This window comes from Bacillus sp. FSL K6-2819, from assembly GCF_038008305.1.
Taxonomy (GTDB): Bacteria; Bacillota; Bacilli; order Bacillales; family Bacillaceae; genus Bacillus; species Bacillus amyloliquefaciens.
The window spans coordinates 2,805,599-2,830,259 of sequence record NZ_JBBOYV010000001.1 but is presented as its reverse complement, the minus strand read 5'-3'; the positions used below and the strand labels follow the sequence as shown (position 1 = coordinate 2,830,259).

The following is a 24,661-nucleotide window of genomic DNA, read 5'->3' as shown; positions in this document are numbered from 1 at the left end:
AAGTTTTTTTGAATGAGGACATGTGTTTTATCACATTCTATACTCACAAGGAGGTGATACACATGTCACAACAATCAAACAGCGGAAACAGCAACCAGCTTTTAGTGCCAGGAGCTGCTCAAGCTATCGACCAAATGAAGTATGAAATCGCTTCTGAATTCGGTGTAAACCTTGGACCGGAAACAACTTCTCGCGCCAACGGTTCTGTCGGTGGAGAAATCACAAAACGTCTTGTTTCTTTTGCTCAGCAAAGCATGGGCGGAAGCAACCAGCAACAGTTTTAATCACAACTTCACATAATGGCTAAGAGAGCGGGGAATTCCCCGCTCTTTTTTCATGAATAAAGATAGAAGGCGGGAAGCAATTTATGCATATCTTTATTGTAACGTCCTATGTTTATGTATAATGGGGAAAGAAAGTGAGGAGTTGTTCGTGTTAAAACGAGAAGATTTAATCGCCCCAAAGAACTATAACCTTGTGAATGAAATCGAAAAGTTCAGCCGTTCCAAAGAGAAGAACGCGCTTATTTGGGAGGATCAAACAGGCAGCAAGAAAGTCTGGACGTATGAAAAACTGATGGAAGAAACGAATAAAATCGGAGCCCGCCTGAAAGGTTTCGGGTTTGAAAAAGGCGATAAGCTGATTGTCATGGTTCCTAGAGTGCTTGAAGCGTATGCCGTTTATTTAGCGATCTTAAAAGCGGGGATGGTCGTCATTCCTTGCTCGGAGATGCTTCGTGCTAAAGATCTTGAATACCGGATCAAACACGCCGATGTTAAGGGCGTTATCGTTTATCCTTCATTTATAAACGCGTTTGACGAGGTGAACACCGATCAGCTCGTGACATTGTCTATTGGTGAAAATGATGCCGGCTGGAAAAACCTCTTAACCATTGAAGCGGACGGAGACAGTTTTCAAACAGCAGATACAACAAGAGAGGATATGGCATTTTTATCCTATACTTCAGGCACGACCGGCCAGCCTAAAGGCGTTGTACATACACACGGATGGGCCTTTGCCCATTTAAAAACATCCGCCGGCGCATGGCTGGATATTTCTGAAGACGATACGGTCTGGGCCACCGCGGCGCCCGGCTGGCAGAAATGGGTGTGGAGCCCGCTGCTTGCCGTTCTGGGAAGCGGCGCAACAGGCTTCATTTATCACGGCAGGTTCGACGCCAAAACGTATTTAGAACTGCTTGAGCGCCATCAGATTAATGTCTTCTGCTGTACGCCGACTGAATACCGCCTGATGGCAAAGGTGGAGGAATTGGACAAATATGATCTTTCTGCTCTGCACAGCGCAGTTTCTGCGGGTGAGCCGTTAAACCGGGAAGTCATTGACGTATTCCAGAAACATTTCGGCATTAAAGTGAGAGACGGCTACGGCCAAACGGAGAGCACCCTGTTAGTCGGCGTCCTGAAGAATATGGATATTAAGCCGGGCAGCATGGGGAAACCGACACCGGGAAATCAAGTTGAAATTATAAACGATGAAGGCGAAGTATGCGAAACAGGCGAAACGGGTGATATCGCCGTGCACTTGAGCACACCGGCCTTATTCAAGGAATATTATAAAGACCCTGAAAGAACGAAAAAGCAGATTCGCGGAGATTACTTTCTTACCGGCGATCGCGCGAAAAAGGATGAGGACGGCTATTTTTGGTTTGAAAGCCGCAATGATGACATTATCGTCAGCTCCGGATATACAATCGGGCCTTTTGAAGTAGAAGACGCGCTCGTGAAGCATCCGGAAGTGAAAGAATGCGCCGTCGTGGCGAGTCCGGACGAAATCAGAGGTTCAATCGTAAAAGCCTATGTCGTTTTGCAAAACGATGAAAAGCGCAGTGACGGACTTGTCAAAGAACTGCAAAACCACGTAAAAACGATTACGGCGCCTTACAAATATCCGAGAGAAATTGAATTTGTCGAAAGTCTGCCGAAAACGGCGTCTGCAAAAATCAGACGGGTGGAGCTGAGACAGCGCGAAGAACGGCTGAAGGCGGATAAAAAAGCATAATATAAAAAAAGGGTGAGCGGGGATGAAAGCGATTTGGCACGGCGGCACCATTTATACAATGCTTGAGGAGAACCATGTCACTGAAGCCGTTTATACTGAAGGCGGCGTCATCAGACAGACGGGCAGCTTTCAGGAGCTCCGTGAAACATACGGTTCGCCTGATACGGAGGAAATCGATTTACATGGAGCAGTCATGTTTCCCGGGTTTACGGACAGTCATATGCATTTAATCGGACACGGTGAAAAACAGCTTCGCCTTGATTTGTCGCAGCTGACATCAAAAGAAGCAATACTGCAAGCCGTTAAAGAAGCAGAGCGTGAATTGGAAGATGGTGAATGGCTGATCGGCGAAGGCTGGGATGAAAATCTGTTTGAGCGGCCGGTTTACGTAACGAAGCATGACCTTGACCCGCTCTTTCCCGACCGTCCCGTCCTGCTGAAGCGGGTATGCAGGCACGCCGTTGCGGTCAATTCGGCCGCATTGCGAGCTGCTGGGATTACAAACGAAACACCTGATCCAAACGGCGGGATTATCGCCCGGGACAGCGCCGGTCCGACAGGCCTTCTGCTGGATAAAGCCCAAGAGCTTGTGACACAGGCTCTTCCGCCCGTCTCACTTCACTATGTCAAACGCGCTCTTCAAACGGCGGTCACGGACTGCTGGTCAAAAGGCCTGACCGGCGGGCATTCAGAGGATCTGGCATACTACGGAGACGCGTCCGTTCCCGTTGCCGCGTACGAGTCAATAACCGGCAGCGGCCTTTTTCCTTTTCGCGCCCATCTGCTCGTTCATCACGAAGCCGTCGACAGGTGGAGCACTCTGGACAAGTCGACCGGCCCGTATCTGGAATACGGAGCGATGAAAATCTTTGCAGACGGCGCGCTCGGCGGCAGAACAGCCCTATTGAAACAGCCTTATCATGATGATCCGTCTGTTTCCGGCGTTCAGGTGCATGATGACAAAACACTTGCCTCTCTTGTTTCTAAAGCGAGAGAGAAAGGGATGGAAATCGCCGTGCACGCGATTGGCGACCTCGCATTTGAAAAGGTGCTGGATGTTATCGAAAGATATCCGGCAAAGCCCGGACAGCTTGACAGGCTCATTCATGCGCAGGTTTTAGATGACGGTCTGATTGAAAGAGCCGCCCGGCTTCCGATCGGCCTTGATCTTCAGCCGCATTTTGTCGCCAGTGATTTTCCGTGGGTGATTGACCGGCTCGGCGAAGAGCGGATGAAAACGGCTTTTGCCTGGAAAACACTGCTGTCAAAAGGGCTGCTGTGCGCCGGAGGTTCAGATGCCCCGATAGAACCGGCCGATCCGCTTCTGGGCATTCAATCGGCTGTGCTCCGTACTAGCAAGCAGCACCCTGAAGGTCCGGCCTATTATGAAAAAGAGTGTCTGACCGTGTACGAAGCCATTCAGCTTTACACGGAGGGAAGCGCGGCAATCATCCATAAAGAACATAGCCGCGGACGGATAGCCCCCGGCTATGATGCCGACTTTACCATTCTCAGTGGTGATCCGTTTAAAATGGACCCGAAAAGTCTTCATAAACTGGAAGCTGTCAAAACCGTCGTCGGCGGCCGTATTGTATATGAAAAAGAGGACAGGCGTTAATGCCCGTCCTCTTTTTTTATGATAAAAATGAGCGCTTTACTTTTTCCCAGAAAGAGTTGTCTTTCAGTTTCACCGTCTTGATCTTTTTATCGGAAAGTGTAATCTCAACTTTTTTGACATTCCGCGTGCTGAGCGCTTCATTATCAAGTCCGATAATCGGATGCTCATTGCCGTCCTGCACCACTTGCAGTGTCAGCTTCCTGTCCGAGCTTAAAATAAACGGAGATCCGAGTGTTCGATATGTGTTGTTGTTCAAAGAGGCCAGTTCGGATACCTGCATGCAGGAAATCAAAGGATCGACAACCGCGCCTGATACGGATTTATTGTAGGCTGTGCTGCCTGTCGGGGTGGAAATGATCATGCCGTCTCCCCTGAATGTTTCAAAGTGAAGATCATCAATTAACACATCCATCACAAACGTTTTAATAATGCTTGAACGGATGGAAACCTCGTTTAAACAGTGAAAATGATTGCTGCCGTCCACCGTTACGTGAATAAGAGGGTATTTTCTGACCTCAAGCTGTTCCGCGGTCATGCTGTCCGCCATTTTTTCAGGCTCATCGCTGTGAAAATCACAGTACAAATGGGCTTTTCCTTTTTTAGCGATGCCGACATACAGGCAGTCGTCACGGAATCCGGTTTTTCTGACGGCCTGCAGAAATGAGCCGTCGCTGCCGATGCTGGCGATAATCCCCGCATCCTCCGGGTGAGCCGCAACTGTAAAACCGTGCGATTCAGCCAATTGCATAAGAGAGCTGACTTGTTCTTTTGTTTCGTTGTCTTGTTTGTGAAAAAAATAAACATTGCGGCGAAGATCGGTCATATCTCCATTCCCCTTTGCTGTCATATTTACGTTTTTCTCCCATCAGGTATTGTGTTAAAATACCTGTGGCAATAGTGTAACATGTTTCCTGTTTATCCGTTAAGTGAAAGCGCTTCATGAAAAAAATGAATCTTTTTTTACGGGGGAACGTACGAATATTGACAGAAAAGGAGGCAGAACAGAATGAATGCAAAAAGATGGATTGCGCTCGTCATCGCCATCGGCATTTTCGGCGTATCAGTAATCGCAAGTGTGACCGTCGGGGTGCTGAAAAATGTCGGAGATACAGGGGGTGGCTTTGCCTCGCTGACAGATGACTCAGAGGAAGTGACGCTTGATGAGGGCAGCCCCGGCAGTAAAATCGCCGTGCTTGAAGTGGACGGCACGATCGAGGACAGCGGCGAGTCCGCAGGCCTGCTCAGCTCAGGCGGGTATGATCACAGATCGTTCTTAAAACATATTGAGCGTGCGAAAGAAGATAAAAACGTCAAAGGAATTGTCCTGAAAATCAATTCCCCTGGCGGAGGCGTATACGAAAGCGCGGAAATACATAAAAAACTGGAAGAACTAAAGAAAGAAACGAAGAAACCGATATACGTATCCATGGGCTCCATGGCGGCATCGGGAGGCTACTATATCTCAACCGCCGCCGATAAGATCTATGCTTCACCGGAAACGCTCACAGGCTCACTCGGCGTCATTATGGAAAGCGTCAATTACTCTAAGCTTGCCGATGAACTCGGCATCAAATTTGAAACGATTAAAAGCGGCGCGCATAAAGACATCATGTCTCCGACCCGCGACATGACGAAGGAAGAAAGAAAGATCATGCAGACGATGGTCAACGATTCTTATGAAGGATTTGTCAATGTCATTTCAAAAGGGCGGCACATGTCAAAAGCTGATGTGAAAAAAATTGCCGACGGCCGTGTCTATGACGGCAGACAGGCTAAAAAAATCGGCCTTGTTGATGAACTCGGTTTTTACGATGATACGATCAGCGCGATGAAAAAGGATCATAAAAATATGAAAAACGCTTCAGTCATCACATACGAAGAAGGATTCGGATTAGGCTCGCTCTTTTCGATGAGCGCAGCGAAAATGTTTAAAAGCGAAATTGATTTTCTGAATATGAAAGAGCTTATTTCGCAATCCGGTTCGCCGCGGATGATGTATCTCTATGCAAAGTAGGGGGGAAGAAAGAATGGACGCGATTTACGAAGGCTTTCAAGGCAAAGAAGAGGAAGCCGCACAACAGGAGGCGCTCGAGCCGGCATACGCGGGCTTTTGGATCAGATTTTGGGCGTTTCTTCTCGATTGGCTGGTGATCTGGGGACTTAACCATCTCATCGTTTCACCGGTTTTCACGCTGATGAATCTCCCGAAAACAAGCGGAATGTTTACAATCTCAGTCTATTCCGTCACAACCCTGATCGTCTACCTCGCCTATTTTGTGTTCATGACAAAATGGTTTCATCAGACACTCGGCAAAATGGTTTTCGGGTTAAAGGTCACTCCTTTGGCGCCCGGAAAGCCGCTGACATGGGGCACCGTCATTTTCAGAGAAGCGGTGGGGCGTTATATCGATAAAATCTGGATTCTTTACATCGTCATTGCGTTTACGCCCAAAAAGCAGGGAATTCACGATCTGATTGCTGACACCACGGTGATTCACGAAGCGCTGTACCGTAAATAAAAAGCAGTAAACCCGGAGAAACGTCCGGGTTTATTTTTTTTGGATTTGGCGATAATGCAGCTAAGGAAGTGAAGCTTATGGGATATGCCGCAGCAGCTGTTATTCTCATTCTCATTTTGGCCTGGCTGCTCATGAGGATGAAAATCCATCTGACTTTCGAATATCTGCATGATAAAGATAACGACAAAATGACGTTTAAACTCTCGGCCTTATACGGGCTGATCCGTATAAAAAAAACGTGGCCCGTCATTAAAATAAACAGCGAAGATGCGTCAATTGATGTTAAACAGGACACGAAATCCGAAATGAAAGGCCAGCAGAAAAAGAAGAAAAAAATCACATTTGAAGATGTCAAACAGACCATTGACAGAATAGAAATGATTCTGCAACAGGTCGTCAGGATGCGCCAAATCGGTGCTTCGTTTCTTGCGGGAGTCCGTGTGACGAAGTTCGAATGGGTGACGGTTATCGGAATAAAGGACGCTGCCGTTACGGGAATCGCCGCCGGAGGCGTGTGGGCCGTAAAGGGGGGCCTTACGGCGATGCTGTACGACCATCTGCGTTTTATACATAAACCGGTGTGCGAAGTCATTCCGTCTTTTCAAGTGCCTGCTTCCAAGACGCATTTGCAGTGTATATTCTTTTTTCGTTTTGGACATCTTATAGGTGCAGCTTTCAAATTGCTCAAATACGGGCGGAACGGACTTTCTATCATACGAAAGAAACAGCCGGTTCCGGTTGCTTCAAAGAATGATTCATCAGTTTAAGGAGGAGCGCATATGGCAGACCATCCCATTCAAGGTTTAATGAAAACCGCTATGGAAAATTTAAAAGAAATGATTGACGTAAATACAATCATCGGCGATCCGGTTGAAACGCCTGACGGCAGCGTAATCTTAACGGTATCAAAAGTCGGCTTCGGATTTGCGGCGGGCGGAAGCGAGTTTGGAGGAAAGCCGGCTGAAAAAAGAACCGAGGACGATGAAAGAAAAGAGCAGAAGCTCCCGTTCGGCGGCGGAAGCGGCGGCGGAGTATCCATTACGCCGATTGCGTTTCTGATTGTCGGAACAAACGGCGTGCGTATGCTTCATTTAGACGAAAACACCCATCTGATTGATAAATTGTTAGACTCCGCGCCTCAAACGATTGAACGCATCCAGCATATGTTTAAAAAGAATGAAAAAGGCCGGAACCAAAAAAGAACGGATATCGATTTATAAGAGAAAAGTTAACTGCCGCCCGCAGTTAGCTTTTTTTACGATGCGGCATAACCTTTGCAGTTTGCCTGAAACTCGACTATGATAGAGCTATACATAGATAAGGGAGGAATCAGAATGGCTGAAATTACATTTAAAGGCGGAGCCGTGACGCTGATCGGACAAGAAGTGAAACCGGGTGACCAAGCTCCTGACTTTACGGTTTTGACAAACGGATTAGAAGAGAAGACATTAGCAGATATGAAAGGAAAAGTAACGATCATATCTGTTATTCCTTCCATTGACACAGGCGTATGTGATGCACAGACGCGCCGCTTCAACGAAGAAGCAGCAAAACTCGGTGATGTGAACGTTTATACAATCAGTGCCGACCTCCCGTTTGCACAAGCGCGCTGGTGCGGAGCGAACGGAATTGATAAAGTTGAAACATTATCGGATCATAAAGAGATGTCATTTGGTGAAGCATTCGGTGTTTACATCAAAGAACTTCGTCTTTTGGCACGTTCCGTTTTCGTTCTCGACCAAGACGGAAAAGTCGTTTACGCTGAATATGTAAGTGAAGCGACAAACCACCCGAATTATGAAAAGCCTATCGAAGCTGCAAAAGCGTTAATCAAGTAAAGAGTGAGAAAGAGCTCCGGGTGCTGCCGCGGAGCTCTTTTCATGGCAAGGAGGAAACAGTATGCAACACGACCATGTCGGTCAGATTTATGAACTTTTAGATGAAGCCGCCAAAGTGATAGCAGAAGGCCTTCAGCTGTCCTATATTGAGGGGCTTGCGGAAGCGGGAGAGATGTATTTTCTCGAAACGGCCGAACAGCTGCCGCTTCAGGAAAAGCAAACCGGCGAGCTTAAAAGCCTGCTTGCGAAAGCAGACTTCAAAAAATGGGAGCATGAATGGATCCGCAAGGCGTTCCAGCTCGCCATTTTAAAAGGGCTGAAAGATAAATCCCATCCGAACAGACAGATGACGCCTGATACGATCGGCCTTTTCATCAGTTACCTCGTGAATAAATTTACGGGCAGCCAAAAAGGCCTGACATTGCTGGACCCCGCCTGCGGCACCGGAAATCTTCTGCTGACCGCGGCAAACCAGCTTTCTGACAAAGCGGCAAAAAGCTTCGGCATTGATATTGATGATGTCCTTCTGAAGATTGCTTATGCCCAAGCGAATCTGCAGGAAAAAGAAATGGAGCTGTTCTGCCAGGACAGTCTTCAGCCGTTATTTATCGAACAGGCTGATGCGGTCATCTGCGATCTGCCGGTCGGCTACTATCCGAATGACGAAGGCGCTGAAGCGTTTGAGCTGAAAGCAGATGAAGGCCACTCATTTGCCCACCACTTATTTATTGAGCAGAGCGTCAAGCATACAAAACCGGGCGGATACTTATTTTTTATGATCCCGAATCATTTGTTTGACAGCGCCCAAAGCGATAAACTGAAGCAGTTTTTGGCGGAAAAAGTGTATATTAACGCTCTTCTTCAGCTGCCGGCTACTCTGTTTAAAGACGAAGCGCAGGCAAAGAGCATTTTAATTTTGCAGAAAAAAGGCGGAGACGCAAACCCGCCGAAACAAACGCTTTTGGCGAATCTTCCTTCCTTCGCGAACCAGCAGGCGATGCGGGAGATGATGGCAAAATTGGATCAATGGATTCAAAAAGAAAAATAATGGCCGAACAGGCAGCGCGTGACCCAGAATCCGCGCTGCCTTTTTGCTGTTTAAAATGAATGGAAATCAGGGAAATAACACAAATTAAGGAAAGAAAATAAAATTCCGTAAGTCCGTGCCGTCCATTTGGCACAAGAAGAATTTATCAGAAAATAACGACTTCATATTGTAAGCGGTACCAATATGGATGTTGACTTGAAATGCTGAGTTGACAATGTTTAAATGGAAAAGTCAGATATTTTTTGGACTGCAGTTACGGTCTGGGAAAAAAGAACGAAACAAACGAAGAAGAATTTTGATAGGAGCGTCATTTATGTCTAAAATTATTGCAATTAACGCAGGAAGCTCATCTTTAAAATTTCAGTTATTCGAAATGCCTTCAGAAAAGGTGCTAACAAAAGGTTTAGTAGAACGGATCGGTATCGCCGACAGCGTTTTCACTATCTCTGTTAACGGCGAAAAAAATACAGAAGTCACAGATATTCCGGATCACGCGGTTGCGGTGAAGATGCTGCTTCACAAGCTGACTGAATTCGGTATTATAAAGGATTTAAATGAAATTGACGGAATCGGCCACCGTGTTGTGCACGGCGGAGAAAAATTCAGCGATTCTGTTTTGCTTACAGATGAAACAATCAGTGAGATTGAAGAGATTTCAGAACTTGCGCCGCTTCACAACCCGGCAAACATCGTCGGCATTAAAGCCTTTAAAGAAGTGCTTCCGAATGTGCCTGCGGTTGCAGTGTTTGATACGGCGTTCCACCAAACGATGCCTGAGCAATCTTATCTGTACAGCCTTCCGTATGAATACTACGAGAAATACGGCATTCGCAAATACGGTTTCCACGGCACGTCTCATAAATACGTGACAGAGCGCGCAGCTGAGCTTCTCGGCCGTCCGCTTGAAGATTTGCGCCTGATTTCCTGCCACTTGGGTAACGGAGCAAGTATCGCAGCCGTTGAAGGCGGAAAATCCATTGATACGTCAATGGGCTTCACCCCGCTTGCGGGTGTGGCGATGGGAACACGTTCAGGAAACATCGACCCTGCCTTGATTCCGTATATTATGGAAAAAACAGATCAGACGGCGGATGAAGTATTAAATACATTAAATAAGAAGAGCGGACTGCTTGGCATATCCGGCTTCTCAAGCGACCTTCGCGATATTGTAGAAGCTACAAAAGAAGGCAACGAAAGAGCGGAAACGGCTCTTGAAGTGTTCGCAAGCAGAATCCATAAATACATTGGTTCTTACGCGGCGAGAATGAGCGGCGTTGACGCCATTATTTTCACGGCCGGTATCGGTGAAAACAGCGTTGAAGTCAGAGAACGCGTACTTCGCGGCTTAGAATTCATGGGTGTTTATTGGGATCCTGCGCTGAACAACGTGCGCGGCGAGGAAGCGTTTATCAGCTATCCTCACTCTCCTGTCAAAGTCATCATCATTCCGACTGATGAAGAGGTCATGATCGCACGCGACGTTGTCCGCCTTGCACAGTAATAATCGAAAGAAAGCACATCCCAAGGGGTGTGCTTTTTTATTGAATGCCGCACAATCAAACGTTACGATATGTTTATTACATAAATGATGAGGTGAAACAATGAGTGTGCATGAACATAAACAAGAAGCCCCGTCAGCGGTTCGCTGCAAGGTGATCACGGTCAGCGACACGAGAACGAAAGAAACCGATAAAAGCGGACGCGTCATGATGGATTTCATCAGGGAAGCTGGATTTGAAACGGTCGCTTATGACATTGTGAAAGATGAAAAAGATGAATTGCAGAAAGCCGTTTTATCCGGCTGTATGGATGAATATACAGATGCGGTGCTGTTAAACGGAGGGACGGGCATTGCCGAAAGGGATGTCACGATTGAAGCGGTCACGCCGCTGTTTTCAAAAGAGCTCCCGGGATTCGGCGAGCTGTTCCGCATGCTGAGCTATACAGAGGACATCGGTTCCGCCGCCATTTTGTCCAGAGCCGCGGCGGGTGTAATCCAAAATACCGCGGTCTTCTGCACACCGGGCTCCTCAGGCGCCGTCAGGCTTGCAATGAGTAAACTGATTATTCCTGAACTGCCTCATGTGCTCCGGGAAATCCGAAAAGATTTATAAACGTATAAAAAGGCTCTGCTCCGCTCAAAAAATTGGGTGGAGTTTTTTTTATAAAAGGCTTGAAAAAACAAAAGTTACTTGTTACAGTGTATACATACAAAATGCATTTTTATTAATTAAAACTAATTTTTATACAAAGGGAGCTTTTAACATGGCAGAACAAAAAAAGGTTGTATTGGCATACTCAGGAGGACTTGATACTTCTGTAGCGATAAAATGGCTGCAAGAGCAGGGGTACGATGTTGTTGCCTGCTGCTTAGACGTAGGTGAAGGAAAGGATTTGGCATTCGTTCAGCAAAAAGCGCTGGAAGTAGGCGCCGTGAACTCCTATGTGATTGATGCGAAAGAAGAATTCGCCCGGGAGTACGCGCTCATTTCTATGCAGGCTCATACAATGTATGAAGGCAAGTATCCGCTCGTATCTGCATTATCCCGTCCATTAATCGCGAAAAAACTCGTCGAAGTGGCGGAAAAAGAAAACGCGGTGGCCGTAGCGCACGGCTGCACGGGAAAAGGCAACGACCAGGTTCGTTTCGAAGTATCCATCAAATCATTAAACCCTGATCTGGAGGTCATCGCTCCGGTCCGTGAGTGGCAGTGGTCACGTGAAGAAGAAATCGAATATGCCGCAAGCCGAGGCATCCCGATTCCGATCAACCTTGACAGCCCATATTCCATCGACCAGAATCTGTGGGGCCGCGCCAATGAATGCGGTATATTAGAAGACCCGTGGGCGGCGCCTCCTGAAGGGGCATATGACCTGACAGCATCTCTTGAAAACACGCCGGACGTTCCTGAAATCATCGAAATCGCATTTGAAGCCGGTGTTCCGGTTTCAATCGACGGCGTATCCTACCCGCTTGCTGATTTAATTCTCAAGCTGAACGAGACTGCAGGAAAGCACGGAATCGGCCGGATTGACCATGTCGAAAACCGCCTGGTCGGCATTAAGTCCCGGGAAGTCTATGAGTGCCCGGGCGCAATGACTTTGATTACGGCTCACAAAGAGCTTGAGGATCTGACGTTGGTGAAAGAAGTGGCTCATTTCAAACCGGCAATTGAACAAAAACTGTCTGAAATCATTTATAACGGTTTATGGTTCTCACCGTTAAAAGACGCACTGCTTGCATTCCTGAAAGAAACCCAAAAACACGTCACCGGCGTTGTGCGCGTCAAGCTGTTTAAAGGCCATGCCATTGTAGAAGGACGTAAGTCGGAATATTCTCTCTATGATGAAAAACTTGCCACATATACAAAAGACGATGCTTTTGACCATCACGCGGCAATCGGCTTTATCGAGCTCTGGGGGCTGCCGACAAAAGTAAACAGCATTGTGAAAAAGAAGGAGCAGATTGAAGCATGAAAAAGCTTTGGGGAGGCCGTTTTCAAAAAACACCGGAAAAGTGGGTCGATGAGTTCGGCGCATCCATCACATTCGACCAAAACTTAGTCAAAGAGGATATTACAGGGTCTCTCGCTCATGCAGCAATGCTGAAAAAATGCGGCATTCTGACGGAAGAAGAAGAAAGCGCCATCCGTCAGGGCCTGCAGACCCTCCTGCAAAAAGCAGAGGAAGGAACGCTTGAATTCTCTGTTGATTATGAAGATATCCATTTGAATATTGAAAAAATGCTGATCGAAGAAATCGGACCGCTCGGCGGCAAGCTCCATACAGGGAGAAGCCGGAATGACCAGGTGGCGACCGACATGCATTTATATTTGAAAGACCATGTCTCGCATATCATCGTGCTGATTGAACAGTTTCAGAAAGCGCTGATCGAAAAAGCGGAGGCCAATGTCGAGACAATTCTGCCGGGGTACACCCATTTGCAGCGGGCCCAGCCGATTTCTTTCGCCCACCATCTGCTCGCCTATTTTTGGATGCTTGAACGGGATAAAGAGCGTTTCCGTGACGCCATGAAGCGGATAAATATATCGCCGCTCGGATGCGGGGCGCTTGCCGGAACTACGTTTCCGATAGACCGTAATTATTCGGCGGAGCTGCTCGGCTTTGATTCCATTTATGAGAACAGTCTTGACGGAGTCAGCGACAGAGATTTTATTCTCGAGTTTTTAAGCAGCAGCAGCATGCTCATGATGCACCTTTCACGTTTCTCAGAAGAAATCATCCTTTGGTGCTCGCAGGAATTCAGATTCATTGAACTGGATGATACGTACGCGACGGGAAGCAGCATGATGCCGCAAAAGAAAAATCCAGACATGGCGGAGCTGATCCGCGGGAAAACCGGTCGCGTATACGGCGATATGATGGGTCTTTTCACGATTATGAAAGGGCTCCCGCTCGCTTACAACAAAGACCTGCAGGAAGATAAAGAAGGCATGTTTGACACGGTGAAGACCGTTGAAGGAAGCCTTCAGATTTTCACGGGCATGATTGAGACAATGACCGTAAACAAAGACATCATGAAACAGGCGACAAAACAAGATTTTTCAAACGCCACCGAACTTGCCGATTATTTAGCCAAAAAAGGCATGCCGTTCAGAGAAGCGCATGAAGTGGTCGGCAAGCTTGTGTACAGCTGCATTGAAAAAGGAATTTATTTAAGTGATATGGCGTTTGCAGAATTCCTTCAAGCCAGCAGTCTCTTTGAAGAAGATATCTATACCGTGCTCGATCCGCATCACGCGGTTGAAAAAAGAATGAGCGCCGGCGGAACGGGTTTTCAGCAGGTAAAACAGGCACTTGTAAAAGCAAAAGCCTGCGCCGGCGTTTAATTTGCTAAAATTACCTTCATATTTTCCCGTCATATCAGACACCCTACATCTATAATGATGGGAGGTAGAAGGAATGCGCAAAGAACAAGACCGTTACATTTATGATGAAAAAGAAAGTGAAGAAACGGCCCGGCTCATCTCAGAGGCATATCAAAGCGGTTATATCGGCCTGGAGGAAGCCTCAGCCCCTTCAGAAAATTAAGCTGTCTGTAAAGACGGCTTTTTTTCGTGCGATTGAAGTGCAAAAAAGTGATATTGCCGCTTGTTTATAGTAAAGTAGAGGGAGAAACGACTTTATTCTATTGAAGCGGCAACGTTGCCTGGGGAGGGTATTCAATGTGCGACATGCTCTAATCACTGCCGGTACGAAGGGATTGGGCCGAAAAGTGACTGAAATGCTGCTGGAAAAAGGCTTTTCGGTCACAGTGAATTACAGACAGGACGAAGAAGCGGTCGCTTGTCTGAAGGCCGATTATCCCCGGTGCCATGACAGATTGCAATTCGTTAAGGGCGATGTAACCCGAAAAGAAGATCTCATGCGGATCGCCGATGCAGCCCTTCAGCGGTTTGGAAGGATTGACATACTGATTAACAATGCCGGGCCGTACATATTTGAGCGCAAAAAGCTTGCCGATTATTCCGATCACGAATGGTATGACATGCTTGAAGGGAATTTAAGCGCCGTTTTTCATCTGTTTAAAGCGGTTATCCCGGTAATGAGACAGCAGCGGTTCGGCCGGATTATTACATACGGCTTTCAAGGAGCTGACCATGCTCCGGGCTGGCTGCACCGTTCCGCTTTCGGAGCGGCTAAAGTCGGATTGGCTTCGCTAACCAAAACCATTGCGATTGAAGAAGCCGAATCAGGCATTACGGCCAACATGGTCTGCCCGGGTGATATTGTAGGAGATATGAAAGAAGCGTCTATAGAAGAAGCAAGACGGAAGATCGGCAAAGAAAACACGCCGATCGGCAGGTCCGGAACCGGAGAGGACATTGCGAGAATCATCGCCTTTTTATGTGAAGAAGATTCCGATCTTGTAACCGGAACGGTCATAGAAGCAACAGGCGGGCTGAATGTGATTAACAGGCATCAATCCCTGTAAGTTTTTTCGTTTGTCGAAAAGGGAACTTGATAAATATTAACTTTTTATGAGGTGAAAACGATGAAAGTGACTTATCACGGACATTCTGTCATTCATGTGGAAACGAAAACCCATAACATTATTTTCGATCCGTTTATTACCGGAAACAGCCTGACAAATCTGAAGCCGGAAGAAGTGAAAGCGGATGTCATCCTGCTTACTCACGGACACAATGACCATGTCGGAGATACAGAGCAGATCGCCAAACAAAACGATGCGCTCGTTATTGCGCCGAATGAGCTGGCCGTTTATCTCGGCTTTAAAGGTTTAAACGTCCACCCGATGCATATCGGCGGGGCGCGCCAATTTGATTTCGGCAAAGTGAAACTGACACAGGCATTCCACGGATCGGCAGTCACTGATGAAGAAAACAAAACCATCACATACACAGGGATGCCGGCAGGGATTTTATTGACGATTGACGGCAAAACGATTTTCCACGCCGGGGACACGGCGCTGTTCTCAGATATGAAACTGATCGGGGAACTGAATCACATTGACCTGGCGTTTCTGCCGATCGGTGATAACTTCACCATGGGCCCTGAAGATGCGAAACTCGCGGCTGAATGGCTGAGGGCGAAACAAGTCGTTCCCGTTCATTACAATACATTCCCTGTCATTGAACAGGACCCTGACGCTTTCGCCGAAAGTCTGCCCGGTGGCGTCGGCAAAGTCATGGCGGTCGGCGAGACCATTGAGCTTGCCTGACATAATGTCAAAGACCTTCTGAATCACGCATTCAGAAGGTCTTTTTGCGGTGCCGTCTTTTTTCGGGCGTCTCATTGCGAATGAATCCCCCGTGCCCTTATAATAAAAGCAGAAGACTGTCCTTAGAGGTGAAACGCTTGGCAACAAAGCATGAACAAATCCTATCATACATAGATTCGCTTCCTGTCGGTGAAAAAATTTCGGTCAGACGAATTGCGAAAGAAATGAAAGTCAGTGAAGGAACGGCTTACAGAGCCATTAAGGAAGCCGAAAATAAAGGGTTTGTTTCCACTATTGAACGTGTGGGAACGATCCGAATTGAGCAGAAGAAAAAAGAAAATATTGAAAAGCTGACATACGCCGAAGTCGTCAATGTGATAGACGGCCAGGTGCTCGGCGGAAAAGCCGGTCTGCATAAAACGTTGAACAAGTTTGTGATCGGCGCGATGGAGCTTGACGCGATGATGCGTTATACAGCGGCGGGGAACCTGTTAATCGTCGGGAACAGAATCAACGCTCACCGCCAGGCGCTTGAAGCGGGTGCGGCTGTTTTGGTAACCGGAGGGTTTAATACCGATGACAGCATTATCGAGCTGGCCGATATGCTTGAGCTTCCGATTCTCTCCACGAGCTATGATACCTTCACGGTAGCCGCAATGATCAACCGGGCGATTTATGATCAGCTCATAAAAAAAGAAATTGTGCTCGTGGAGGACATTTTGACGCCCGCAGATCGGACAGTGACGCTGTCTCCTAAGGATAAGCTGGAGAAATGGTACGAAAAAAACTATGAAACCGGACACGGACGCTTTCCGGTCATCGATCAGCAGATGAAAATCCACGGAATCCTCACATCGAAAGATATCGCCGGGCATGACCGATCAGTTCCGATTGAAAAAGTAATGACCAAAAACCCTGTCACGGTGATCGGGAAAACGTCTGTCGCCTCAGCGGCTCAAATGATGGTTTGGGAAGGAATCGAAGTGCTTCCGGTGACAGACGGGCACCACAGACTGATCGGGATGATCAGCCGCCAGGATGTCTTAAAAGCGCTTCAAATGGTTCAAAAGCAGCCTCAGGTCGGGGAGAAGCTTGATGATATCGTTTCAAGGGGATTTAAAGAAGAGGAAGATGATAAAACGCCGGCCGTTTATCAATATGAAGTCACGCCGCAGATGACCAATCAGCTCGGGACGATTTCTTACGGGGTGTTTACAACGATTTTAACCCAGGCCGCCAGCCGATTTTTACGTTCCCGCAAACGCGGCGAGCTGGTCATTGAAAGCATTACGATTTTCTTCTTAAAACCCGTTCAGATGGAATCGGTCATTGAAGTGAAACCGCGCATTTTAGAAGCGGGCCGGAAATTCGGGAAAATGGAAGTGGAAGTGTCAAGCCAAAGCGGCATCGTTTCAAAAGCGATGCTGATGGTGCAGCTGATGGAGAGAAGCTAAGGGACGCATCTCGGTCCCTTGACATTCATTATGCGTGGTCCCTCTCCGCTTCCTTTGCATGGATGGGTTCATAATGCTTATAGGCTTTATACCCGGCCCATGCGCTGCCTGCTCCGATTAAAATGAAAACGCCGCCGATGACAAGGGTGAGGACGGAGTGAAACAGAATCATTTGATTTACTCCGTACAAAAGCACCAGCGCGCCTAACGCCATACTTGATTTAGCCGAAAAGAATTCCTTCTCCAGCGCCCGTTTCGTCTGGATGCCTTTTACTTTGTAATACACGTAAAAGCAGGCAGAAAGCCCGATGAGAAAAACAAAAACCAGCATAAATGAAATCCTCCATTATATGAGTTTGCAAAACTGTTTATACCGTTCCTGAAAGATTTTCCTTTTCCGCGGATAAAGAGTATGATTAAATGAATAAAAACAAAAAGGAGAAAACGATGAAATCCGAACTGATCAGAACCATATCATTATATGACACCATTATCTTACATAGACATGTGAGGCCTGACCCAGACGCTTACGGATCACAGTGCGGCCTTACGGAAATCCTGCGGGAAACGTATCCCGAAAAAAATATTTTTGCCGTCGGACAGCCTGAGCCGTCCTTGTCTTTCTTATATTCCCTCGATGAGGTGGATGACGAAACCTATAAAGATGCTCTTGTCATCGTGTGCGATACCGCAAACCAAGAACGGATCGACGATCAGCGCTATCATTCCGGCGCAAAGCTCATGAAAATAGACCACCATCCAAATGAAGATCCATATGGCGATCTGTTATGGGTCGATACGAATGCAAGCTCCGTAAGCGAAATGATCTATGAGCTGTACCTGGAAGGAAAAGAGCACGGCTGGAAGCTGAATACGAAAGCGGCTAAGCTGATCTACGCGGGTATCGTCAGTGATACGGGACGCTTTTTATTCCCGAACACCACAAAAAAGACATTCAAATACGCGGGAGAGCTCATTGAGTTCCCTTTTTCACCGTCAGAGCTTTTCAATCAATTGTATGAAACAAAATTAAATGTGGTGAAGCTGAATGGCTTTATTTATCAAAATGTGTCATTGTCTGACAACGGCGTCGCTTCCGTTTTCATTAAAAAAGACATTTTGGAGACATACGGAACCACCGCTTCAGAAGCATCGCAGCTTGTCGGAACACTCGGAAATATTTCGGGTATTCGCGCTTGGGTATTCTTCATAGAAGAAGACGATCAAATCAGAGTCCGGTTCCGTTCAAAAGGTCCGGTCATCAATGGAATTGCCCGGAAATACAATGGCGGCGGACATCCGCTGGCGGCCGGCGCATCCATCTACAGCTGGGATGAAACCGGTCCGATTCTTGCTGATCTTGAAGAGGTATGTAACGAACACAAGTAGAGGGGAGACCCTCTTTCTTAGTGTTCATCTGTCACGGGGATGAACCAGCAGCCGAATTCAGTCAGGTCTTCGTAGACGCGGAGATTACAGATTTGGAGTTCTTTTTTTATGAGGGAAGCGAGTGTGTCTGTTTCTGCATATGCGGAATAGCCTTTTCTGATTCGGTCTGCATGATCTTTTGCCAAGCGGCGTTCACTAAAAACCTCCATTTTCCCTTCCTCCCTTCAGAATCATTGAAAATGTCTCATTTACAGTTTATAAAAAAGCGGAGAAAAAAGCGACAGATCTATGGAAAATTTTTAAAAATGACATAATTACGTCGCAAAAGAAATATGAATTTCGACAGACAATCTCGTATAAATCGTCAGTTCCTTTACTTCAGCTTTATATTCCTTCTCATTTATGGTGTACACCTTGTTTTCAATCGTCCGTTTTAAAAGTTCCTTTGTTTTATACACACTTTCAATATCCTTTGTGATGACTTCCGAAATATTATCTTTCACCTGTTCTTCAAATTTCATCTTATCGGGCTGGGCGATTCTGTATTTTTCTCCATTGATCAGCTTCACATCGACGCTTTGGATAAGCAGTCTTTGCTTATTATCCTCATTTAATTTATGAAGATCCTTCTGATAGATGGAGATCTGGTTTTTCAAATCCCGTGCGTGCTCCCGCTGTTTTTGAATTAACGTCACCTGTTCTTCCTGAAACGTTCCGTATGTAAACAGAAAGAACAGCCAGCTGACGATGGCTCCGCACATCATTCCCGCAAAAAAACGCTGCCATCCCGGTTTTTTATAATACTCGGGAATTCTCATGAGGAAATATTCTCCTGTGCCAGCCATGAAACAATCAGCCACCCGGTCTGTGCGCCGCCCATTGCTGAAATAATTAAAAGAAGCTGTTTGAAAATGTCGCGTGTGTTGCCTTCAAGCAGCCCCCGCTCAAAACTGTATACCGCGTCAAACGTTCCTCCGATGGCCGCGACAAGCGCCCAGATCTTCAGCCTGTTCGCCAATTTTGTAATCGCTGTAAGCGGAGGCTCGCCTGATAAATAAGCTCCGACGCCGCCGATGAGCGCTCCGCCGAGCAAAACACCGAGGGCGATAAAATAACTGCTGATAAAATTCGCCATAAAGCCGGCTTCCTGATCCATATATACACCACCTCACTTTTCTATCATATTGAGCGAAACGGACAAGTATGATGATGAGTCAAAAAAGAACATTTGTTTCTTAAGAAAACCCGTCTTATAATGTAGAAAGGCAAATTGAACGTATACGGGAAAGGAGTGGCGGCATTGTCTTTTGTTCACCTTCAAGTACGTAGCGGCTACAGCCTGTTAAACAGCGCCGCTTCTGTAAAAGAGATTGTTACACAAGCGAAGGAGCTCGGATATTCTTCATTGGCGCTCACGGACGAAAATGTGATGTACGGCGCCATTGAGTTTTATAAAGCATGCAAGTCACACGGAATAAAGCCGATTATCGGTCTGACGGCTTCAATATACACGGACGAAACTGAGCTTGAAGCACGCCCGCTTGTTCTTTTGGCGGAGACAAACACCGGATATCAGAACCTGCTGAAAATCTCAAGTGCGCTGCAATCCATAGCAAAGGGCGGCATGAAGCGAAAATGGATGAAGAGCTATCATGAAGGGCTGATCGCCATTACGCCCGGTGAAAACGGGTACATTGAAAGCCTGCTTCAAGCAGGAGAGTTTGAAGAAGCGGTTCGGGTTGCCGAAGGATTCCGGGAATTGTTCGGAGAAGGCCGTTTTTATTTAGGGTACCAGCCGTTTAAAGGACATGAGACATTATCAGAAGAAATTCTCCGCCTGTCAGCCGAGACGGAAATCGCTGTCTGCGCGGCGGGGGATGTCCGTTATATCAAGAAAGAAGATCAAGATGCGTACCGCTGTCTGTGCGCCATTAAAGCCGGGGAGAAATGGGAGGATCAGAGCGGGGACCTGCCGGACTTATACTTGAGGCCGCCTGAAGAAATGGAAAATATTTATATGAAGAATCCGGAAGCGGTCAAAGCAGCCGCACGTGTCGCTCAGCAATGCCAAGTCGATGTCAGCCTCGGACAGACACAGCTTCCGTCTTTCCCGGCGCCGGACGGCAAATCAGCTGATGACTATTTGGCGGAAGTCTGTCATGAGGGGCTTCGTCTCCGTTTCGGCACTCCTGATGAGCGTGCTGTCCGCCGTCTTGAATATGAGCTGGATGTCATCAGGCGCATGAAATTCAGTGATTACTTTCTCATCGTATGGGACTTTATGAAGTACGCGCATGAAAAGGGCATTGTGACAGGTCCGGGAAGGGGGTCTGCGGCAGGCTCGCTTGTCGCTTACTCCCTTTTCATTACAGACGTGGACCCGCTTAAACATTCTTTGTTATTCGAGAGGTTTCTTAATCCCGAGCGGATCAGCATGCCCGATATTGATATCGATTTCCCTGATACGAGAAGGGATGAGGTCATTCAGTATGTGCAAAATAAGTATGGGAGCATGCACGTCGCCCAGATTATCACCTTCGGAACATTGGCCGCAAAGGCGGCGTTAAGGGATACCGGCAGAGTGTTCGGAATCAGCCCGAAAGAAGCCGACCAGCTTGCCCGCCTGATTCCGTCTAAGCCGGGAATGACGCTTGAGGAGGCGAGACGGCAGTCCGCTCAGCTGAACAGGCGGCTGTCTGAATCCGCCGTTCTTCATAAAGTGTTTCAGATCGCAAGGAAAATCGAAGGTCTTCCGAGGCATACGTCTACACACGCGGCCGGCGTTGTTCTCAGCAAAGAGCCGCTTTCTGAAGTTGTCCCTCTGCAGGAAGGGCATGACGGCGTGTATTTAACGCAGTATGCGATGGATCACTTGGAAGATCTCGGCCTTTTGAAAATGGACTTTTTAGGTTTGCGCAACCTGACGCTTATCGAATCCATTAAGACGATGATTGAAAAAGAGACAAATACGAAAATTGATTTTTCCGAGATTTCTTATCAGGATGAAAAAACGTTCTCGCTATTATCAAATGGCGATACGACGGGGATTTTTCAGCTGGAATCATCAGGAATGAGGAATGTGCTGAAGCGTCTGAAGCCGTCAAGGCTTGAAGACATTGTCGCGGTAAACGCGCTTTACAGGCCGGGGCCGATGGAAAATATTCCGCTATTTATCGACCGGAAGCACGGGCGGGCGCGTGTGGAAGTCCCGCACGAGGATGTAAGAAATATTCTCAGTGACACGTACGGCGTCATCGTCTATCAAGAGCAGATTATGATGATCGCCTCGCGCATGGCAGGTTTTTCATTAGGTGAAGCGGATCTGCTCAGACGGGCTGTCAGCAAAAAGCAAAAGGACATTTTGGACAGAGAGCGAAGCCATTTTGTTGAAGGGTGCTTAAAAAAGGAGTATTCTGTAGTCACTGCAAACGAGGTCTACGATCTGATTGTCAAATTCGCTAACTACGGATTCAACAGAAGCCATGCTGTCGCATACAGCATGATCGGCTATCAGCTCGCCTATTTAAAAGCTCACTATCCTTTATATTTTATGTGCGGGCTTTTGACGAGCGTCATCGGCAATGAGGACAAAATATCGCAATATCTGCACGAAGCAAAGGGGAGCGGGCTCCAAGTCCTTCCGCCGTCTGTCAATAAGAGCGGTTTTCCGTTTGCACCTGAAAACGGCGCCGTCAGATACAGTTTGCGGGCCATAAAAAACGTAGGCGTCTCGGCAGTGAAAGATATTTATAAAGCAAGAACACATAAACCGTTCGAGGATCTTTTCGATTTCTGCTTTCGCGTTCCTGCCAAAAGCGTTAATCGGAAAACAATCGAAGCCCTTATATTTTCTGGCGCCATGGACGAATTCAATCAAAATCGCGCCGCCTTGCTGGCCTCCGTTGATGTGGCTTTAGAGCACGCTGAGCTTTTTCGTGCAGACGATGACCAAATGGGATTGTTTTTGGAAGAATCGTTCTCCATTAAGCCAAAATATGTAGAGGCAGAGGAATTTCCGCTCGTGGACAAGCTTCGGTTTGAAAAAGAAGCTCTCGGTGTTTATTTCTCAAGCCATCCTTTGTCAGCTTTCAGGAATCTCTTGAAAAAACGGGGGGCGCAAGCGATCGCAACAGCGCTGCAGATGCCGAAAGGACAGCTGTCAATCGGCGCTTTGCTCGCAGGCATCAAAACGATTCGGACAAAGACAGGTCAGCATATGGCGTTTCTCACATTAAGCGACGAAACGGGAGAAATGGAAGCCGTCGTGTTTCCTGACCAATATAGAAGGCTGTCTCCGCTGTTAAAAGAAGGCGCGCTTTTATTCGCGTCCGGAAAAATGGAAGAGCGGCAGGAGAAGATACAATTTATTATGTCATCCGCCTCTCTCCTTGAGCAGACGGAGGCAGACAGAGCGCCGTCTGTTTACATCAAAATCGAAGGCAGCCGGCACAATCAGGAGTTTCTGGAAAAGATGAAGCGTATTTTACTGGAGCATAAAGGGGAAACCGGCGTTTATCTTTATTACGAAAAGGACAAGCAGACCATCAGGCTGCCCGATACTTTTCATATTCAGGCCGACCATCAGGCGTTATACCGTTTAAAAGAGCTGCTGGGCCGCGAAAACGTCGTGTTAAAATAGTGGTAACAACAATAGTTTTGTTATACAATTGAAACAATTGTGCTATCTTATTTAAAGATTCTGAAATTTTTCACCTCCAGAGATTGTACCAGTCTATGCGGCAGAATATGTAACAAAGTACTTAAAAGGAGTGTTTAGAATGTCATTAAGAGAAGAAGCATTACATTTACACAAAGTAAACCAAGGAAAACTCGAATCAAAAGCAAAGGTAGAAGTCAGAAATGCAGACGATTTAAGCCTTGCCTACTCTCCGGGGGTAGCTGAGCCTTGTAAAGAAATTTATAACGATAAAAATAAAGTATATGATTATACAATGAAGGGGAACATGGTAGCAGTCGTAACAGACGGATCAGCCGTTCTCGGTCTCGGAAATATCGGACCTGAAGCATCTCTTCCTGTTATGGAAGGGAAAGCGGTGCTTTTCAAAAGCTTCGCGGGTGTGGATGCATTCCCGATCGCGCTTGACACAAACGATGTGGACAAAATCATTGACACGGTGAAGCTGCTTGAACCGACATTCGGCGGTGTCAACCTTGAGGATATTGCGGCGCCGAACTGCTTTATCATTGAAGAACGCCTGAAAAAAGAAACTAACATTCCTGTGTTCCACGATGATCAGCACGGCACAGCCATCGTAACCGTTGCCGGACTTGTAAACGCGCTGAAATTATCAGGAAAATCCATGTCATCCATTAAAGTCGTTGCAAACGGAGCGGGAGCGGCAGGCATCGCGATCATCAAGCTTCTTTACCATTTCGGCGTACGCGATATCGTAATGTGCGACTCTAAAGGAGCCATTTACGAAGGGCGTCCGGCCGGCATGAACGCGGTGAAAAACGAAGTGGCGAAGTTTACAAACCAAGACCGCAAAGACGGTTCGCTGAAGGATGTCATCCAAGATGCAGACGTCTTTATCGGCGTTTCAGTCGAAGGCGCTCTAACGAAAGAAATGGTGGAAAGCATGGCGAAAGATCCGATTATTTTCGCAATGGCCAACCCGAATCCGGAAATCATGCCTGAAGACGCGCGCGCAGCCGGCGCAAGCGTAATCGGAACAGGCCGTTCTGATTTCCCGAACCAGGTAAACAATGTACTGGCATTCCCAGGCATTTTCCGCGGAGCGCTTGACGTTCGCGCGACTCACATCAACGAAGAAATGAAAATTGCTGCGGTTGAAGCGATCGCTTCCCTCGTTTCAGAGGATGAATTAAGCGCGGATTATGTCATCCCGGCTCCATTTGACAAACGCGTGGCTCCTGCCGTTGCGAAAGCTGTTGCGAAAGCAGCGATGGAAACGGGTGTCGCCAGAATTACGGTCGACCCTGAGGAAGTGGCTGAAAAAACAAGACAGCTGACGGTCATCGGCGAATAATAACACAAAAATGAAATGGCAGCGCGTTGGGAAAAACAACGCGCTGCTGTTCAATATACGGA

25 protein-coding genes are annotated in these 24,661 nt (G+C 47.2%); 20 read left to right on the top strand and 5 right to left on the bottom strand.

Annotation, left to right across the window (positions count from 1 at the left end):
* Positions 1 to 62: 62 nt before the first annotated feature.
* From MHH91_RS14715 to MHH91_RS14705, 3 genes are all read left to right on the top strand, one after another.
* Complete coding sequence (locus tag MHH91_RS14715) at positions 63 to 284, top strand: alpha/beta-type small acid-soluble spore protein (RefSeq protein WP_013353186.1); 222 nt, start codon at positions 63 to 65, stop codon at positions 282 to 284.
* A 148-nt stretch (positions 285 to 432) separates the two neighbouring features.
* The gene (gene mbcS / locus MHH91_RS14710; protein ID WP_014470820.1) at positions 433 to 2,019 is read left to right on the top strand and encodes an acyl-CoA synthetase MbcS; all 1,587 of its coding nucleotides are present in this window, start codon (positions 433 to 435) and stop codon (positions 2,017 to 2,019) included.
* Between the two features lie 22 nt (positions 2,020 to 2,041).
* Positions 2,042 to 3,637 (top strand): amidohydrolase, encoded by a 1,596-nt coding sequence (locus MHH91_RS14705; RefSeq protein WP_013353184.1) that lies wholly within the window; start codon positions 2,042 to 2,044, stop codon positions 3,635 to 3,637.
* Positions 3,638 to 3,653: 16 nt separating this feature from the next.
* Here the strand turns inward: MHH91_RS14705 and MHH91_RS14700 are convergent, their stop codons facing one another.
* Positions 3,654 to 4,460 (bottom strand): NAD kinase, encoded by an 807-nt coding sequence (locus tag MHH91_RS14700; RefSeq protein WP_014470819.1) that lies wholly within the window; start codon positions 4,458 to 4,460, stop codon positions 3,654 to 3,656.
* A 183-nt stretch (positions 4,461 to 4,643) separates the two neighbouring features.
* Between MHH91_RS14700 and sppA the strand changes: the two genes are divergently transcribed.
* The 14 genes from sppA to MHH91_RS14630 all read left to right on the top strand — a co-directional run bounded on the left by sppA (position 4,644) and on the right by MHH91_RS14630 (position 17,199).
* Complete coding sequence (gene sppA / locus MHH91_RS14695) at positions 4,644 to 5,651, top strand: signal peptide peptidase SppA (RefSeq protein WP_013353182.1); 1,008 nt, start codon at positions 4,644 to 4,646, stop codon at positions 5,649 to 5,651.
* A gap of 13 nt (positions 5,652 to 5,664) precedes the next feature.
* Positions 5,665 to 6,156 (top strand): RDD family protein, encoded by a 492-nt coding sequence (locus MHH91_RS14690; RefSeq protein WP_013353181.1) that lies wholly within the window; start codon positions 5,665 to 5,667, stop codon positions 6,154 to 6,156.
* Between the two features lie 77 nt (positions 6,157 to 6,233).
* Positions 6,234 to 6,923, top strand: coding sequence for a DUF2953 domain-containing protein (locus MHH91_RS14685; protein WP_013353180.1), 690 nt, complete (start codon positions 6,234 to 6,236; stop codon positions 6,921 to 6,923).
* Positions 6,924 to 6,935: 12 nt separating this feature from the next.
* Positions 6,936 to 7,376 carry a GerW family sporulation protein gene (gene ytfJ, locus MHH91_RS14680; protein ID WP_013353179.1) on the top strand — a complete coding sequence of 147 codons (441 nt, stop codon included), beginning with the start codon at positions 6,936 to 6,938 and terminating at the stop codon, positions 7,374 to 7,376.
* Between the two features lie 114 nt (positions 7,377 to 7,490).
* Positions 7,491 to 7,994 carry a thiol peroxidase gene (gene tpx, locus MHH91_RS14675; RefSeq protein WP_007408050.1) on the top strand — a complete coding sequence of 168 codons (504 nt, stop codon included), beginning with the start codon at positions 7,491 to 7,493 and terminating at the stop codon, positions 7,992 to 7,994.
* A 61-nt stretch (positions 7,995 to 8,055) separates the two neighbouring features.
* Positions 8,056 to 9,042, top strand: a complete 987-nt coding sequence (locus MHH91_RS14670; RefSeq protein WP_013353178.1) for a class I SAM-dependent methyltransferase — start codon at positions 8,056 to 8,058, stop codon at positions 9,040 to 9,042.
* A gap of 313 nt (positions 9,043 to 9,355) precedes the next feature.
* Positions 9,356 to 10,543: an acetate kinase gene (locus MHH91_RS14665; protein ID WP_013353177.1), complete on the top strand. Its 1,188-nt coding sequence runs from the start codon at positions 9,356 to 9,358 to the stop codon at positions 10,541 to 10,543.
* Between the two features lie 100 nt (positions 10,544 to 10,643).
* Positions 10,644 to 11,156 carry a MogA/MoaB family molybdenum cofactor biosynthesis protein gene (locus MHH91_RS14660; protein ID WP_013353176.1) on the top strand — a complete coding sequence of 171 codons (513 nt, stop codon included), beginning with the start codon at positions 10,644 to 10,646 and terminating at the stop codon, positions 11,154 to 11,156.
* A gap of 151 nt (positions 11,157 to 11,307) precedes the next feature.
* Positions 11,308 to 12,519: an argininosuccinate synthase gene (locus MHH91_RS14655; RefSeq protein ID WP_013353175.1), complete on the top strand. Its 1,212-nt coding sequence runs from the start codon at positions 11,308 to 11,310 to the stop codon at positions 12,517 to 12,519.
* Entirely contained in the window at positions 12,516 to 13,892 is a 1,377-nt protein-coding gene (gene argH / locus MHH91_RS14650) for an argininosuccinate lyase (protein WP_013353174.1), read from the top strand. Before MHH91_RS14655 ends, argH begins: the two co-directional genes overlap by 4 nt.
* A 73-nt stretch (positions 13,893 to 13,965) precedes the next feature.
* Positions 13,966 to 14,094, top strand: coding sequence for a hypothetical protein (locus tag MHH91_RS14645; RefSeq protein WP_013353173.1), 129 nt, complete (start codon positions 13,966 to 13,968; stop codon positions 14,092 to 14,094).
* A gap of 136 nt (positions 14,095 to 14,230) precedes the next feature.
* On the top strand, positions 14,231 to 14,998 hold the full coding sequence (locus tag MHH91_RS14640; RefSeq protein WP_013353172.1) for an SDR family oxidoreductase: 768 nt from the start codon (positions 14,231 to 14,233) through the stop codon (positions 14,996 to 14,998).
* 60 nt (positions 14,999 to 15,058) lie between these two features.
* Entirely contained in the window at positions 15,059 to 15,745 is a 687-nt protein-coding gene (locus MHH91_RS14635) for a metal-dependent hydrolase (RefSeq protein WP_013353171.1), read from the top strand.
* Positions 15,746 to 15,882: 137 nt separating this feature from the next.
* Positions 15,883 to 17,199 carry a CBS domain-containing protein gene (locus MHH91_RS14630; protein WP_013353170.1) on the top strand — a complete coding sequence of 439 codons (1,317 nt, stop codon included), beginning with the start codon at positions 15,883 to 15,885 and terminating at the stop codon, positions 17,197 to 17,199.
* 28 nt (positions 17,200 to 17,227) lie between these two features.
* Here the strand turns inward: MHH91_RS14630 and MHH91_RS14625 are convergent, their stop codons facing one another.
* Positions 17,228 to 17,530, bottom strand: a complete 303-nt coding sequence (locus MHH91_RS14625) for a YtpI family protein (RefSeq protein ID WP_013353169.1) — start codon at positions 17,528 to 17,530, stop codon at positions 17,228 to 17,230.
* A 116-nt stretch (positions 17,531 to 17,646) separates the two neighbouring features.
* On the opposite strand from MHH91_RS14625, the gene MHH91_RS14620 reads away from it, so the two are divergent.
* Positions 17,647 to 18,588 (top strand): DHH family phosphoesterase, encoded by a 942-nt coding sequence (locus MHH91_RS14620; RefSeq protein WP_013353168.1) that lies wholly within the window; start codon positions 17,647 to 17,649, stop codon positions 18,586 to 18,588.
* Positions 18,589 to 18,605: 17 nt separating this feature from the next.
* On the opposite strand, the gene MHH91_RS14615 is transcribed toward MHH91_RS14620, so the two are convergent.
* From MHH91_RS14615 to MHH91_RS14605, 3 genes are all read right to left on the bottom strand, one after another.
* Positions 18,606 to 18,797, bottom strand: a complete 192-nt coding sequence (locus MHH91_RS14615) for a hypothetical protein (RefSeq protein ID WP_013353167.1) — start codon at positions 18,795 to 18,797, stop codon at positions 18,606 to 18,608.
* Positions 18,798 to 18,902: 105 nt separating this feature from the next.
* Positions 18,903 to 19,406, bottom strand: coding sequence for a sporulation membrane protein YtrI (gene ytrI / locus MHH91_RS14610; protein ID WP_013353166.1), 504 nt, complete (start codon positions 19,404 to 19,406; stop codon positions 18,903 to 18,905).
* Complete coding sequence (locus MHH91_RS14605) at positions 19,403 to 19,744, bottom strand: YtrH family sporulation protein (protein ID WP_013353165.1); 342 nt, start codon at positions 19,742 to 19,744, stop codon at positions 19,403 to 19,405. Before MHH91_RS14605 ends, ytrI begins: the two co-directional genes overlap by 4 nt.
* Positions 19,745 to 19,888: 144 nt before the next feature.
* Between MHH91_RS14605 and dnaE the strand changes: the two genes are divergently transcribed.
* Both dnaE and maeB read left to right on the top strand, forming a co-directional pair.
* Positions 19,889 to 23,227 carry a DNA polymerase III subunit alpha gene (dnaE, locus tag MHH91_RS14600; protein WP_014470817.1) on the top strand — a complete coding sequence of 1,113 codons (3,339 nt, stop codon included), beginning with the start codon at positions 19,889 to 19,891 and terminating at the stop codon, positions 23,225 to 23,227.
* Between the two features lie 139 nt (positions 23,228 to 23,366).
* A complete protein-coding gene (gene maeB / locus MHH91_RS14595; protein WP_013353163.1) occupies positions 23,367 to 24,599 on the top strand; it encodes an NADP-dependent malic enzyme in 1,233 nt (410 codons plus the stop codon).
* Positions 24,600 to 24,661 lie beyond the last annotated feature (62 nt).